The organism is Bacillus cereus group sp. BfR-BA-01524, from assembly GCF_022662595.1.
In the GTDB taxonomy this organism is placed as follows: Bacteria; Bacillota; Bacilli; order Bacillales; family Bacillaceae_G; genus Bacillus_A; species Bacillus_A thuringiensis_S.
The window spans coordinates 1-15309 of sequence record NZ_JAKUDW010000012.1; the positions used below are offsets into that span (position 1 = coordinate 1).

The window sequence follows — 15309 nt, forward strand, 5'->3', positions numbered from 1 at the left end:
ATCGCGGTACCACCCTAGTTGTGAAAAGATCTTCACCACTTTATTTGATAACGGTATAAACTACCGTCTTTCATTTCCTCATAATGTGAGATTTATGAAAGATGCTCCAGGACGAACTTCATGAATAATCTATATACTGATTCACACCAACCATCAGCTCTCTGAAATAGGGAGATATTCACTACTATACCCTTTCATTGCCCAAATATTATTTTCCGAATTGATTACTATCATTTTTATCACACATTAAAAATAGTGTCAACTTATATTTTGAATTTTTATGTATTACAATCTATTTAAAAATTCGAAATGTGAGTTTTAGTTTAGAAAACAAGTGGATTAGTACATAACGAATTCTAACAGGCAATAGAAAAAGAATTACGTATTATTGATACTTATTCAATAATACAACTGACCTAGAAACATAACCTGCCTCTATCTGTATTAGTTTTTTAAGAGTTTGATGGATACCAAGAAAATTTTGCATCACTATCCAGTGGCCTATTTTTCGTTTCTTCTTTAATTACACAAAACCATTCATTTAGAATTTGAGTTTTGGACAATTGAGCAGCAAGGCTATCTTCCCAAATTATATGTGAGAACCAGGCTTTCGTTTCCCATTCAAACTGCAATTTTGCGAACGAAATTATAGGGTGATCAGCTTCACGAAATTGCTCATTTACTGCCTTTGAAACTTCTAGGGCTTGCGGTAACAACTCGTTCTGAATTCTAATTCTTATCTTCTCATTTTCTAGCTGATCCCAGAAATACAATTGTCCATTTATTTGATAAAAAATATCAAATGAAGCCTCACCTTTCTTCAAATTCAATAATACGAAGGCACGTTCCACATCATTGTCAGCCGCCTTTACAGCATTAACAATTATATTTTGTGCCATTGATACCCAGTAACTAGTCGCTTCCTCTACCGGTGATTCAACATACAATTCTTCACTTAATTCATGAAGAGTGGCTTCTTGCTCATTTACTTTTTCAACTTTTTTAAAAAACCTATTAAAAAAACCCAAAACTTCCCCCTTATTACTATTTTCTATTTCACAAAATAAAAAATAGATTTTTCTTGCTCATCCACATTTACTCCTGGCGCGTATGTATGAACTTGTTGCAACACTTCTTCTATTAGCAACTCTAACTCCTGCACACTATTTTCTGGATTCCCTATTAATGTATCTGCCATACGTTCATATAATTTTTCAGGTTTAATAGTCATTCGTTCCACATTATTAGGCATCCATTTAAACGCCGGATGGTGTACGTACATTTTATTCAAACCAAATAAAACACCGAATACGTTCCTTTGTACTTCGCAAATAACGTCATAAAGCATAAGCCAATCTTTCCGTTTTAAAAGCGCCTTTCGATTGTGCCAACGATTACTTAACCATAGATTTTCTGAAATCATTCGTTTTGCTAGTTCATCTGGATATGCCGCTACTCTATCTTTTAATTCATTCACTTTCCCTTCTCCATACAAACTAACACCATCATGAACGGATGATACAATACATTGTTTTTCATAACTTATATCATATTGATTCACCACATCCGAAATCACTTTCTCTACTGTCTCTGTTAAAAAGTTACTAATCTCTAATTTGATTCCCTCTTTCGTTAAATACGTTTCCGACCATTCTTCTTCCTCATACGGATGATACGATAATATTGTCCCATCAATATGATGAATAGGAGCCCTACGGTCCTCATCTTCTGGCGGTGTTGACCATAAAATATGTAATTCTATATCTGAATGTTCATCTTCTAGCTTTCTAGCTACTGAACCTGCTAAAATAATAGCTTCTACTTTCGGATTTTGCCTATAAATCCCTGACATCTCTATTGCTTTCTCTTTTAATCCCATTTCATTTCCCCCTAAAATTGCAGTAATCCCCTATATTTCATTTATCTATTTCGATATTACAGCTTGCATTACCTTTTCAAATTTCTACCAAATTATATTTCTACCCAATAACGTTGAACAATTTCACCAGTATGAGAAGAAACTACTTCATTTTCTAACACACCACCAACCTTTTGAATCGTTTTAGCAGAACCGATATTGGATTTATCGCAAGTTATTAACACTTTCTGTAATCCTAATTTTTGCGCTTCAGCTAATGCAAGCTTTAGTTGTTTCGTAGCATAACCGTGGCGACGTTTATTTGGATGGACACTATATCCAATATGACCGCTTTCCCGTAATAATTCTGGATTTAATCTATGTCTAATATTCACAAATCCTATAAGTTCCCCTTTTTCAAAACTTAAAAACTGGCTAGATGGCACTCGATTAGCTAGTAAATTTTCTCCTAGTTCTTGTTTACTCACTTTTTCAAACCATTCATCAAGAGAATCAAAGTTTTGTAAAGAACTACTTCCATGTGGTTGTTCCCCTGAGTGTAAAAATGCGTGTCTATACGCCATAATATGCTCACTATATTCATGGATTGGTTTTAATAGTTTCATTGTTCTTCTCTCCCTCTTCATTCCATAAAACAAACACCTTAATAGCAGCTATTCACTATTAAGGTGTTTCTATCCTTTTTATTCAAATAACCCCATGCTCAAATAACGTTCACCTGTATCAGGCGCAATACATAAAACTTTTTTACCAGCGCCTAGACGTTTCGCTATCATGATTGCAGCGTAAACAGATGCTCCGGAAGACGGCCCAACTAATAATCCCTCTTGTCTAGCTAAGTTTCTCATTGTCGTTAAAGCCTCTTCGTCTGCAATTTGAATAATTTCGTTATACACTTCTGTATTTAAGTTTTTCGGGATAAACCCTGGGCTTGTTCCTACTAGTTTATGAGGACCTGGTACACCACCTGATAAAACGGGAGATCCTTTCGGTTCCACTACTGCAATATATAAGTTTGGTAATTTCTCTTTTAACGTTTCACCAGTCCCTGTAATCGTTCCGCCTGTTCCTGCCGTTGCAACAAAAGCGTCCAGCTCTCCATCCATTTGTTCGTAAATTTCAAGCGCAGTCGTATAACGGTGAATATTCGGATTAGCTGGATTTTCAAATTGTTGCGGGATAAAACTATTCGGTATTTGTTTTTGCAGTTCTAACGCCTTCGCAATTGCTCCTGGCATTCTTTGTTCTGCTGGTGTTAAAACTACTTCTGCTCCGTATGCTTTCAATAAATTAATACGCTCTTTTGACATATTATCTGGCATAATTAAAATCGCTTTATACCCTTTAGCTGCTGCATTCATCGCTAAACCAATCCCTGTATTCCCGCTTGTCGGTTCAATAATTGTATCTCCTGGTTTGATGAGACCATTTTCTTCTGCAACGTGAAGTAAATTATAAGCAGCGCGATCTTTCACACTGCGCGATGGATTAAACATTTCTAGTTTCACATACACATCTGCTGCGTCTTCCGGAATAAATTTAGATAATCGGACGACAGGTGTATCTCCTATTAATTCCGTAACGTTTTCACACAATTTCATAGCGCATCCCCTATTCTATCGTTTTCTTATCACTTGGCAGTAACCATGAAGTGAGTCCAATTAATGGTAGACAACTACATAATAGCATAATAAATTGCAGGCTATATATATCTGCTAATTTCCCAAGAACTACTGCACCTAATGCTCCAAGTCCAAACGCAAGACCTACGATTAATCCTGACACCATTCCCACTTTTCCAGGTACAAGCTCTTGTGCATATACAACAATTACACTAAAACTACTTGAACTAATAAAACCAATACATAAAAATAACGGTACAACCCACACGAGCGAAACGTGAGGTAATAAAAGTGCAAGTGGAGCTGAGCCAAGCATTGAAAATACAATTATCTTTTTCTTACCGAATCGATCTGCTAACGGTCCTCCGAAGAAAGTTCCTAACACACCAGCAATCATAAATGCGAATACGAAATACTGTGCATTTTTTATAGATAAACCGTAATGCTCTATTAAGTAAAATTGATAGAAATTACCGATACCAGCACCGTACCAAGAACGTACAAAAGTAAGAAAAACAAGAAGTATAATAACGAATTTAATGTGTGTACTTACAATTGCATTTTCCGCCTCAAGCGCAGCTCTCTTTTTCCTTCTTATAGCGCCGGTTGCTAATTCATTTTTGTACCAATTCGATACGAAAATTAATAATACAATTCCTACTGCTGCAAATGCTGTAAAACCTAATGAACCAATTTGACCGAGCGGAACGAAAATTAGCGCTGTAAAAATTGGAGCTAAAGAATTCCCCGTGTTTCCCCCAACTTGATAAATCGCTTGCGCTAACCCTCGTTTTGCACCTGCCGCCATATACGCAACACGAGCGCCTTCTGGATGAAAGACTGCGGAACCTAAACCAATAAATAAAACAGAAATAATAACAATAATAAAGTTTGGTGCAAACGCGAGTCCAATCATTCCAAGCATACTTGAAAACATCCCGAGTGGTAATAAAAATGGTGACGGCTTCTTATCTGAATACATTCCAAACACCGGTTGCATAATCGATGACGTCATATTTAACGCAAACGCAATCCATCCTACTTGCATATAGGATAAATTCATTGTTTTTTCCAAAATAGGAAACAACGCCGGCACAACTGCTTGCATCGAATCATTTAAAAAATGTCCAAAGCTAATCGCAAATAAAATTCGATATATTGTCGGTGTTTCTACAGTGTTTTTTTGTGAAACTGCCTGCATATATGAATCTCCCCTTTCTGTACAAAATATATATTTATTACAGTAGGTGTAATAAATTCTGAGTTTTGAAACATTTCTATTCTATACTGCTTTCATTTCTTTTTCCAGAAATATAACTTAACTCCCGTCATTGGCTTGCATGCTTGTAACTTTCAGCGATAAAACATTACAAAAAAAAGACAACCCAATCACATACTGGGTTGCCTCTTACATTAAATTGCAAAACGCTTATACTTCTCGTAATCGCTCGTCTTACATTCTACCTCTAATTTCGTACCTTCGTTTTCGTAACTCGTAGATAAAACGTGTGCATGATTATTGAAATACGAAACTACCTGTCCTTGATCATATGGAATTAACATTTCACACTTCGTATATTCTTTATAAATATGGGAGCGAATCATTTCTACCAGCTCTTCAATGCCAACATGTTTCTTCGCAGATAAATACACGCGATCTTCTTGTACTTTCGGAATTTCAACATCCACCATATCTGATTTGTTATAAGCATAGATCGTTGGAATATTTTCTACTCCAATTTTCTTTAACGTTTCATTTGTAATATCAATTAATTGTTCATAATTTGGATTTGCGTAATCTACGACGTGAATAAGTAAATCCGCTTCCGCTACTTCTTCTAACGTTGAACGGAACGCTTTCACAAGATGATGTGGTAATTTACTTACAAATCCAACTGTATCTGTTAATAAGAATGATTTATTATCTGGTAAATCAATATTTCGTACAGATGTTTCTAACGTCGCGAATAACATATCTTTTTCAAATACTTGCTTTTCTTCTGTACCATTATAAATTTCAAGCATTGCATTCATCGTCGTTGACTTTCCTGCATTCGTATAACCTACTAATGCTACAACAGGTATTTCATTTTTCTTACGCTGCTTTCGCTGCGTTTGACGCTGGGCAACGAGCGCTTCTAAATCTTTATTCAAAACTGAAATTTGTTCTTCAATTTTACGACGGTCTAACTCCAACTTCTTCTCACCGACACCTTTATTTTTCGTACCAACGCCGCCACTCTGTCTCCCTAACGATTCACGAAGGCCGATTAAACGAGGCATCATATACTGAAGGTGTGCTACTTCTACTTGTAGCTGTGCTTCTTTCGTTTTCGCACGTTGCGCAAAAATATCTAAAATTAAAATGGTACGATCAATTACCTTACAATCTAAATCCTCTTCTAAATTTCGAATTTGTGAAGGAGATAATTCATCATTAAAGATGACCATATTCGCATCTATTTCTTGTACATACGCTGCTACTTCTTCAATCTTTCCTTTTCCGATATAATGCGATGGATTTACTCGTTGTAAATTTTGCGTTACTTGCCCAATTACCTCTACATCACAAGCTTCCGCAAGATTTGTTAACTCTTCCATCGAATATGCAAAATCATCTTCATTACCTACATTTACTCCAACTAAAACTGCTCTTTGTAATACTTCTTCCATATATTTATTCCTCCATTTCGATTACGTAAAATAAAAAACACAGGTCGCGCTGCCTGTGTTTTCGTAAACGGATAAGGGTTCACCGAAGAAATAGAAGAAAGCTATGCTTTCATCCTATTTTATAGTCAAAAAGTCCCAAGATTGTATACGTATCCACAATAAGTGTTCACTTATACAATCCCATTCTATTTATAAAGGCAAAACAAAAAGAGGGCGTATTCGTCCCTCCCTCTTTTTCACATATAAGCTTAATAAAGGGTTCCTTTAAAATAGGCAGACCAATCCCGTTCACTCTGTACACAGACAGAGCCTTTGAGCGCTATTCAATTATTGGCACAAAGTATTGAGACGTAATCTGATTAAGATCAAAGGAAGCCCCTCCGTTCATTTTAAGTTACATAAAGTGTAGCATAAGTAATTCGCTTTCACAAGGTTTAACAACCTATATCACACTAAAGAAAATCGTTATATTTTTACTTTAATCGTCATTTTTTGCGAGTTTTTCTCACAATAAAAATAACAAAAGCAATTATCCATAAAAGCCCCATGGAAATAATAGCCACTTGCCACAAACTCAAACCGCTCACCATCTCACCCTTTAAATCCACTTTCTTCGTCGGAACAGACTCTTTTGCAATTTGACTTAAAACCGATTTGTCCGCCCCTGCCTCATCCAATCTCTTCGATCCACTACAACTATGTGTATGTAATTGTTTTTCTGATCCTCTTTGAGTAGAAAATACTAAGTACTCTCCTCCTTCTACAAAGCGAAACATACAATCACCACCCTTTGTATATACGATAATTTGCGAAGAAGTTGTCCCTTTCCAAATTTTCTTCACCTCAAATAACACTTCAGTTCCGACCTCTTCTTTCCTTCCAACCTCAATTACTTTCCCCTCAAACACTACATCGTTTTTTTGAAATGCATCTTCTGTTGATACTTTAATACAATCACAAGCATAAGATTTCTCAGGAAAAATAATAAGAATAAAGCTACAAATGATGATGATGATGATAGGAAACATGTGTAAAATTCTTTTCAAGGAGCTGAACTCCCTTCATTATCAATTTTAGAAACTTCTCGTATATTATTTTTACAGCACTCGCCAAATTCCTTCATAGCAAGTTAATCATTATCGTTTTAATACAACAAAAATCTTTATTGACATTTTTATAACCTAATATTAGTATCAGGTTATAAAAATAAAAGTTAGGAGATGTTCCTATGCATTCTAAATCTCGTATTACTGCAATTGGTACTTATGTTCCAGATCAAATATTGTCTAATAACGATTTAGAAAAGATGGTCCATACGAATGATGAATGGATTGTACAAAGAACAGGAATGAAGGAAAGAAGAATCGCTAGCGATGAAGAATACTCCTCAAACTTAGCCATTAAAGCAATTGAAAATTTATGTACAACATATAAGAAAAACTTAGAAGATGTCGACTGTATCATTGTCGCTACTACTACTGCTGATTACGTTTTCCCTAGTGTTGCTTGCCAAATACAACAATACTTCAACATACCTCATACACTAGCTTTTGATTTAAATGCAACTTGTGCTGGTTTTACATATGGACTACACGTCGGTAATAGCTTAATCACTTCTGGATCACATGAAAAAGTACTTGTCGTAGCGACAGAGACATTATCTAAAGTTACTGATTATACCGATAGAACGACCTGTATTTTATTCGGTGATGGTGCTGGAGCTATTTTATTAGAAAGAGATGAAAACACCCAAAGCTTTATCGCTGCTCACATGGGAACAAACGGTGATGGCGGCATTCATCTATATAGAACAAACTTATCTACTACTATGAATGGCACACCACTGCAAACAAATGAAAAAATCGTTCAAAATGGAAGAGAAGTATATAAATGGGCAACACGCACAGTACCAAAAGGCATAAAAAATTTATTACATACCGTAAATATGCAAGTAGATGATATAGACTGGTTCATACCCCACAGCGCTAACTTACGAATGATCGAATCTATTTGCGAAAAATCTCAAATTCCAATACAAAAAACATTAACGAGCGTGGAATATATGGGGAATACCTCTTCAGTCACCATTCCACTCGCTTTAAATTTAGCTATAAAAGAAGGAAGGTTAAATAACGGAGACACACTTTTACTATACGGATTTGGTGGCGGACTTACGCATTTAGGACTTATTGTAGAGTGGAATTTAATTTAAGTGTGTAAAAAGAGGTTCTAGTCAGTAACTAGAACCTCTTTTTCATTTAATTTCTTGCCCCTTTTCGAGACCATATCACAACAGGAATAAGTAATAACGCTAACACGCCTCCAGCCAATGACAATGCCGCATAACTTGAATTCGCTACTACCATACCTGACATTGCTCCACCAGAAGCTCCAGCTAGCGCAATAAAAACATCTATTTTCCCTTGTGTTTTAGCACGTGTAGACGGTGTTGTGGAATCAACGATTTGTGCTGTACCACTTATCAATCCGAGGTTCCATCCTAGCCCAAGTAAAGACAGAGCAACGATTAATAATAATAAAGAATCACTTGGCGCTATCGCAGCTATGACACCCGCTGCAAGTAAAATCACTCCACCAGCTATGCTCATTGTAGTTCGGCCAATTTTATCAATTAACATTCCTGTAACGAGAGATGGAAGATACATTGCACCTACATGAAAACCTATCACAAGTCCTACTGCACTTAAACCGTGACCGTGGTGTCCCATATGAACTGGCGTCATCGTCATAATCGCAACCATCACTATTTGCGTAAGTATCATTACGATTGCTCCAACTGTAATACCTCGTTTATTTTCTTTCGCTTCTTCTGTTATTGGTTGTCCTTTATATGTATGTTCCTGTTTATATCTTTCTATTATGTTAGCAATAATCAAAGGATCTGGACGAAGCATAACAAAAAGAACTAGACCCGCCAGTATAAATGCTGCTGCCGATAGTATGAACGGACCTGCAAGTTTAGGAACTCCAATTGATTGAGCAAAACTTCCCATTACCCCTACTAAATTTGGTCCTGCAACTGCACCAAAAGTCGTCATTACCATCGTAATACTAACAGCCGTTGCTCTCTGCTTCTTATCTGCTAAATCTGTACCTGCATAACGAGCTTGTAAATTCGTAGCTGTACCGGCACCATATATGAGTAAAGAAATAAGTAAAAGAATAATGCTATTTGTTAAAGCTGCCATTACAACACCAATTGCTCCAAATCCACCTACTATAAACCCTGTTGCAAGACCTATCCGGCGTCCATATCGTTGCGAAAGCTTTCCTACTATGAAAGCTGCTAATGCCGATCCCAATGTAAACATAGCAGTTGGTAATCCTGCAAATGCATCTGTTCCAAGCATTTGCTGCGCAAGAAGTGCACCTACTGTAATACCAGCAGCTAGTCCTGCACCGCCAAACATTTGTGAAATGCTGACGATTATTAACGTTCGTTTGTATAGTTTTTGTTGCTCTTCTTCTGTGTACACATGATTATCTATTAAAGCCCCTGCCTTATCTAGCAATTCTCCATCCTCCTTTTAAAATTAATCCCTCTTGTTAATGTACTATGTATAACGTTACATATTCAATGGCATTTTCCATTCATCCCTTTCATTCTAAAAAACTTTCTAATCATACTCGACTTATCCCATGCTATATTAAAAATACTACTATTCACAATATGCAAGGAGAAAACAATGAAAAAAACAGTAGAATTATGTGAAGCTTGCAAACATGATCCAGTATATAAAATAGAAGAATCCGATCAAGCAAATCAACCTTATAAATTATGTAACCAATGTCATGAGCCTCTTATTTCGTTATCTTTACATCCTAAAGAATGGTACCACCTTGTAATGATTCACTCACCTTATAAATATTATTTGCATGATAGTTTTTATGAAGAAGATGGTAAAGCGAAGCAACCAAAATTAGAGATGAATGAGCACAAACTTACACCCGTGCCCACTTTAGAAGAAGTTCGCTCTAGTTTAGAGGAATTACTTGATTACACCATGACTAGATGGTTTCTTCAAGAAGCAGAAATTGAAGCTCTTAATAGGTACGATCAAAACGAAGTACTAGATGCTGTTATAAACCGCTTTTCAAACACAATGAATGGTGTAATTAAAACTAGATTACTTGAGATTGTTATATGTATACTAGGAGAATTCGCCTCAGATTGGATAAGAAAACTGTGGAAGGCATTTGATGAAGATTTACTTGCACCTCTTTCTCACGCTGCAGCTTATTGTTTACCATTTGAAGAAGCCTTTCCTTTAGTAATAGAAAGGCTAAAAACAGTATTAAAAAGTGAGCTTCCGACCACTTCCTTCATTTGTCTGCATTCTTTTCAATCATCAGAAACATTAGATTGGATAGAGGAACATGCAGTATCATTTCATAACGATTGGGCGCGATTAGCTGCAGTATCACAACTAACTTGGAGACGAATTAAGTCTTGGCTAACAAAAGGACACCCTTTAAGTTTAATAGCACTTGATGCAATGGTTAGCTGTATACCTGCAAATGAAGATGTACTACATGAAATGGATCCAAAAATTTTATTAGCAGATCCGTCAGAAATAAAGTCAACCTTAATAGCTTACAAACAAAGAGACAATGTTCCAACTGTCAAAAGAAGTGTTGAAACTATTTTAGAAAACAAGACAGAAATATTTCAATACATGAATCCTTTACAAATATCTATCAAAAAGAAACCACAAAACTTTTTAGTTATGGATGGCACAGTACAAATCCATGAAAACAGACTGGATGAATACGTAGACTTCATTAATACAAACAACTTTACTGATGTTTACATTAATGATCTTAGGTATAGTTTGCACCATATTAATTTTCTTGAACACTGCCCGCAAATTGAAAGCTTACACATTAGTAGTATATATATTACTGATTATTCAGCCCTATATAAATTAAAAAACTTAAAATCTTTATCACTAGAAGAACCACAAGTTCCACTAAACTTAACAGAGCTAGAAAGCTTTACAAATTTAGAGGAACTTCACATACAGTGTAATAAAAACATTAAAGGCTTCGAATCTTGTCCTAACCTAAAAGAACTATACATTTGGAAATACAAACCGAAACAAAAGAACCTTGAAGAATTAATGTCTTTACAAAAAATTGAAAAACTAAGCATTACACAAGGGAACATTAATTCATTAAAAGGATGTAGGTCATTACCTAAATTAAAGCATTTAGAACTCAATTATTTAAGAAATTTAGAGCATATTGATGAAATTGAAAACAATGCTTCAACTTTAAAATACATCGAATTCGACCATTGCAGTAAACTTAAAAACCACGAATATTTGCGCTATTTAACGGAATTAGAAACTCTCATCTTATCAAGTTGTGGTAACATACGAAATCTACAATTCATTAAAGAACTACAAAAATTAAAACATTTAAGCTTCGTGGATTCTACGATTGTAGACGGAAATTTAGAATCTTGCGTCGGAATTGATTTTGTTGGTTTTAATAATAAAAGGCATTATAGTCATAAATTTAAAGAATTAAATCCAGATTTTTCATACTAACGTAAGGAAAACAGGCTAATAGCAGCCTGTTTTCCTTTACGCTTCTTCTACTATCCGTCCCCTTCTCTTTTTACTCAAAGCTTTCCCTTCCCAAAACAACAAGCTTACGAAAGCACAAATTAAAATAATTGGCACACTTGCTTTATATAAATCTGTAAAACTCATAGCCATCTGATTCTTGGCATAATGATTCACATCATTCGAAAATGTGAGTACCTCTTTCTTTATACTTTCCTCTTGTTTTTCAACTTCTTTTGTCACTTGCCTCATAACTTCTTCTCTTTTTACATCTCTATATTCTACTGGAACTTCTCTTAATATTTCAGCCGTCTTGTCGCGAATCAATTCTTCCTTTTTCTCTTTACTTAATCCCATTGCCATTGCATTTTGTTTTTTATTTATATTAGACTCTAAACTTTGATTCTCTATTTTCTCTTTAGTCATTTGTAAAATTTCAGCTTGCTCAGCACTATTCACATGAATATTCCGCACCTTTTCTTCTGCATAACGATATACCTTTTCTTTATTTACAGTTAAATTGTGAGTTAAGTTAGAGACAAATATTGCGACCGCCAATACAATTCCAACTTGTCGTAACATTGATACAACACTTTGAGAAGCAGTTAGTAATTCTCCTTCAAATGAAGACGCACTTAAAACTGTAATTGGCCCCACTACTAAACCATATCCAACACCTAATATCATACATGGAATAATAATTTCTATATTTGTTGAATGAACATCGATCATTTGCAACCAATAGTAGGCTAGCCCCATAATAAGAAATCCTGACAAAATAATAGTTACTTTTCCGAGTTTTTTAATTAAAGTTGCTGCAACTGGTGAGACAAAAAATATCATTGCTGAAATAGGTGTCACTAAAAAAGCCGCTTCAATTTCCGTTCGACCTTGTAGTTTCGTCAAGAACGTCGGAAGCAATACAGTAACTCCAATTAAAAATAAATTACTTAATATAACAACGATCGACGCTCCGACAAACATTCGATCTTGAAATAACTTTAAATTCACCATTGGGTTATGAATCTTTCGTTCTACTAAAACAAATAGAATAAGAGAAATAGTACTAATTGTATAACAAGACAAAGCAATATTACTTTGCCATCCCCATGTATTACCTTTTACTAATATGAGAGTAAATGAAAAAATTGCTGTGCTACTTAATAGTAGTCCTATCCAATCTATTTTTGAGATAATACGTTCTTCATTTTTTATTTGTAGCATGATGCAACATAACACGATTCCTATTATACAAACCGGAACATTAACGAAGAACACCCATCTCCATCCTAAATTTTGCGTAATAATTCCACCTATTACTGGTCCCATAGCAGCTGACAATCCTTGTGTTACTCCTAAAATCGCAAGCGCAACATGCCTTTTAGCTAATGGCATAGCTGATACACCAATTACCATACTTGTTGGAAATAAAATCGCTGCCCCAATACTTTGTATAAAACGAGAAAAAATAAGAAAATCACCTGTATTAGCAAAAGCGCAAAGTACCGATCCACCACCAAAAATCACCAGACCAAGAATATACATCTTTGCTTTTCCAAAGATATCAGCTATCCGCCCTAACGGAATGGCAAGTACTGCAATCGTCATTGTATAAACATTTAATACCCAAGACATCTTTTCTAATGAAGTATTTACACTCGATTGTATTGCCGGTAAAGCTATATTCATAATTGTCGTATCAATCATACAAAGAAAGATACCTAGACACATTAAAAAGACAATCTTAATACCCTTTGATTGCTCCATCTTTATATACCCCTTTATTTATTGTGAACGCGTTTTTCATTCTTCTGTTTTATTGTTTTCTTTCGCCTCTAACTCTTCTAATTTTTTCTTCAAAGTCTCCACTTGTGCACTATACGATGCAATACCTACGTCTAGTGAAATTTCTTCGACGAAAGTAATACCTACTCTCCACTTTTCATATTTCAATCGAAGATCTGCAATGTACGCTTCTTTTCTTTCAATTTCATCTTTAATCCATTTTTTTATTGTTACATCATCACTATAGTTACCAAAATACATTCTCATTAAAAAATCCGAACGTAAAACATCCTTCTCTACAGGTGTCTGCATGTATTGATAAAATTCTTCACGCCCTTCATCTGTAATAAAGTACATTTTCTTATTCGGTTTTCCCTCTTGCATGACAACCTCTTTTTTTATTTTCCCCTCATTCTCCAATTGTCGTAACGTTGGATAAATCATTCCAAAACTTCCATCAAAAAAATGAGTAAATACGTCTTCAAACACAATTTTAATATCGTAACCAGACAATTCCTTTTCCATTAATAAACCTAAAACAACATCTCTTCCCTTCAAAGTAAAACCCCCACATATTATATAATCAATAATCATATTAACAATGTTAATATGATTATTGATTATATACCTTATTCTGTTAATTGTAAAATGTTTCTAAATAAAAAAGCCCCATAATTTGGTTTCACCAATTCACAGGGCCATTTTCTTATTTACTCTTTAACACCTACATCTTGCAAAACTTCAATATCCTCTTTCATTTCATAATAATAAGAAGGCAATTCTATACCATGTTCTAAGAAATAATCTTCTATGAATGAAATAATGATTTTTAACGTTTTCACACGGGCATACAATTTATCGTTACTTTCAATAATATGCCACTTCGCATTTGGCTTACTTGTTCTTTCAAACATGTCTTCCATCGCTTCAACATACTCATCCCATTTTTCACGATTACGCCAATCTTCGTCTGTAATTTTCCATCTTTTCAAAGGATTTTTCTCTCTATCTTTAAATCTCTTTAACTGTTCCTCTTTACTTATATGATAGAAGAACTTCCCTATTATGTAATGGTCATCTGTTAGTAGTTTTTCAAAATCATTAATCTCATCATATGCTCTCATCCACTCTTCCTTTGTAGTAAAACCTTCAACACGCTCAACTAACACACGACCGTACCATGAGCGATCAAAAATAGTAATTTGCCCGTACTGTGGAATTTTGCGCCAGAAACGTTGCAAATAATGGTAACGTTTTTCATGAGGTGCAGGCGCTCCAATTGGATTTACTTGGAACCCACGTGGGTCAAGATGTTCCGTCACCCGCTTAATTGCCCCACCTTTACCAGCCGCATCCCATCCTTCCATAACAAGCATAACCGCGATTTTTTCTTCTTTCAAAATTTGTTGTAATGCTAATAAGCGCCTTTGATATTTTTCGAGTTTCTTATTGTACTTAGATTTTGATTCAATTTTTTTCGTTAAGTCTACTTTAGCAAGATGTCCATTTTCCATAAAACAAATCCCCCTTGTTGTATGACAATGTTATTTTAACATATTTTTGGCAATTTTTTCATATCCTAAAAAGCTGTGTAGAAACATCTCTACACAACTTCCCTCTCTAATTTCACAATATACAAGCACATTTAACTACATTAAAATAAATAATTTATACGGAACTCTTAGTATATTCTTTTTATTAAAACGTAAAAATAGCCCTTTTAAAAAGGGCAGCAATCTAAGTATAGAAAAAATAAATT

General features: G+C 34.9%; 13 protein-coding genes and 1 other annotated feature. Of the genes, 2 read left to right on the forward strand and 11 right to left on the reverse strand.

The features are described 5' to 3' along the window. Positions 1–207: a binding site (T-box leader), on the reverse strand. This feature is flagged as partial in the annotation. A 245-nt stretch (positions 208–452) separates the two neighbouring features. From MR170_RS05875 to MR170_RS05905, 7 genes are all read right to left on the reverse strand, one after another. Then, positions 453–1028 carry a hypothetical protein gene (locus tag MR170_RS05875; protein WP_242307692.1) on the reverse strand — a complete coding sequence of 192 codons (576 nt, stop codon included), beginning with the start codon at positions 1026–1028 and terminating at the stop codon, positions 453–455. Positions 1029–1051: 23 nt separating this feature from the next. Then, the gene (locus tag MR170_RS05880) at positions 1052–1879 is read right to left on the reverse strand and encodes a DUF4037 domain-containing protein (protein WP_016082090.1); all 828 of its coding nucleotides are present in this window, start codon (positions 1877–1879) and stop codon (positions 1052–1054) included. Positions 1880–1971: 92 nt separating this feature from the next. After that, positions 1972–2484, reverse strand: coding sequence for a GNAT family N-acetyltransferase (locus MR170_RS05885; RefSeq protein WP_016082091.1), 513 nt, complete (start codon positions 2482–2484; stop codon positions 1972–1974). A gap of 78 nt (positions 2485–2562) precedes the next feature. Continuing rightward, entirely contained in the window at positions 2563–3480 is a 918-nt protein-coding gene (cysK, locus tag MR170_RS05890; protein WP_000762271.1) for a cysteine synthase A, read from the reverse strand. A 10-nt stretch (positions 3481–3490) separates the two neighbouring features. Then, complete coding sequence (locus MR170_RS05895) at positions 3491–4702, reverse strand: MFS transporter (protein ID WP_001149415.1); 1212 nt, start codon at positions 4700–4702, stop codon at positions 3491–3493. A 212-nt stretch (positions 4703–4914) separates the two neighbouring features. Next, positions 4915–6174, reverse strand: coding sequence for a GTPase HflX (gene hflX / locus MR170_RS05900; protein ID WP_000393282.1), 1260 nt, complete (start codon positions 6172–6174; stop codon positions 4915–4917). Between the two features lie 485 nt (positions 6175–6659). Further along, entirely contained in the window at positions 6660–7220 is a 561-nt protein-coding gene (locus tag MR170_RS05905; protein WP_242307694.1) for a cobalamin biosynthesis protein CbiN, read from the reverse strand. A 182-nt stretch (positions 7221–7402) separates the two neighbouring features. Here MR170_RS05905 and MR170_RS05910 point away from each other — a divergent pair, with 182 nt between their 5' ends. After that, entirely contained in the window at positions 7403–8386 is a 984-nt protein-coding gene (locus MR170_RS05910; RefSeq protein WP_071730922.1) for a ketoacyl-ACP synthase III, read from the forward strand. Positions 8387–8432: 46 nt separating this feature from the next. Here MR170_RS05910 and MR170_RS05915 read toward each other — a convergent pair whose 3' ends face one another. Further along, on the reverse strand, positions 8433–9707 hold the full coding sequence (locus MR170_RS05915) for an MFS transporter (RefSeq protein WP_016082095.1): 1275 nt from the start codon (positions 9705–9707) through the stop codon (positions 8433–8435). Between the two features lie 174 nt (positions 9708–9881). On the opposite strand from MR170_RS05915, the gene MR170_RS05920 reads away from it, so the two are divergent. Continuing rightward, entirely contained in the window at positions 9882–11747 is a 1866-nt protein-coding gene (locus tag MR170_RS05920) for a leucine-rich repeat domain-containing protein (RefSeq protein ID WP_242307697.1), read from the forward strand. A gap of 36 nt (positions 11748–11783) precedes the next feature. Here the strand turns inward: MR170_RS05920 and MR170_RS05925 are convergent, their stop codons facing one another. The 3 genes from MR170_RS05925 to MR170_RS05935 form a co-directional block, all read right to left on the reverse strand. Beyond that, entirely contained in the window at positions 11784–13532 is a 1749-nt protein-coding gene (locus MR170_RS05925; protein WP_016082096.1) for an MDR family MFS transporter, read from the reverse strand. A gap of 36 nt (positions 13533–13568) precedes the next feature. Continuing rightward, entirely contained in the window at positions 13569–14108 is a 540-nt protein-coding gene (locus MR170_RS05930; protein ID WP_000678333.1) for a PadR family transcriptional regulator, read from the reverse strand. Positions 14109–14260: 152 nt separating this feature from the next. After that, positions 14261–15064, reverse strand: a complete 804-nt coding sequence (locus MR170_RS05935; RefSeq protein ID WP_242307700.1) for a polyphosphate kinase 2 family protein — start codon at positions 15062–15064, stop codon at positions 14261–14263. Positions 15065–15309: the final 245 nt, after the last annotated feature.

Bases quoted from the DNA above. Each gene is read 5' to 3' on its own strand.
- MR170_RS05880 (WP_016082090.1), bottom strand. From the start codon at position 1,879: ATGGGATTAAAAGAGAAAGCAATAGAGATGTCAGGGATTTATAGGCAA.
- MR170_RS05885 (WP_016082091.1), bottom strand. From the start codon at position 2,484: ATGAAACTATTAAAACCAATCCATGAATATAGTGAGCATATTATGGCG.
- cysK (WP_000762271.1), bottom strand. From the start codon at position 3,480: ATGAAATTGTGTGAAAACGTTACGGAATTAATAGGAGATACACCTGTC.
- MR170_RS05895 (WP_001149415.1), bottom strand. From the start codon at position 4,702: ATGCAGGCAGTTTCACAAAAAAACACTGTAGAAACACCGACAATATAT.
- hflX (WP_000393282.1), bottom strand. From the start codon at position 6,174: ATGGAAGAAGTATTACAAAGAGCAGTTTTAGTTGGAGTAAATGTAGGT.
- MR170_RS05910 (WP_071730922.1), top strand. From the start codon at position 7,403: ATGCATTCTAAATCTCGTATTACTGCAATTGGTACTTATGTTCCAGAT.
- MR170_RS05920 (WP_242307697.1), top strand. From the start codon at position 9,882: ATGAAAAAAACAGTAGAATTATGTGAAGCTTGCAAACATGATCCAGTA.
- MR170_RS05925 (WP_016082096.1), bottom strand. From the start codon at position 13,532: ATGGAGCAATCAAAGGGTATTAAGATTGTCTTTTTAATGTGTCTAGGT.
- MR170_RS05935 (WP_242307700.1), bottom strand. From the start codon at position 15,064: ATGGAAAATGGACATCTTGCTAAAGTAGACTTAACGAAAAAAATTGAA.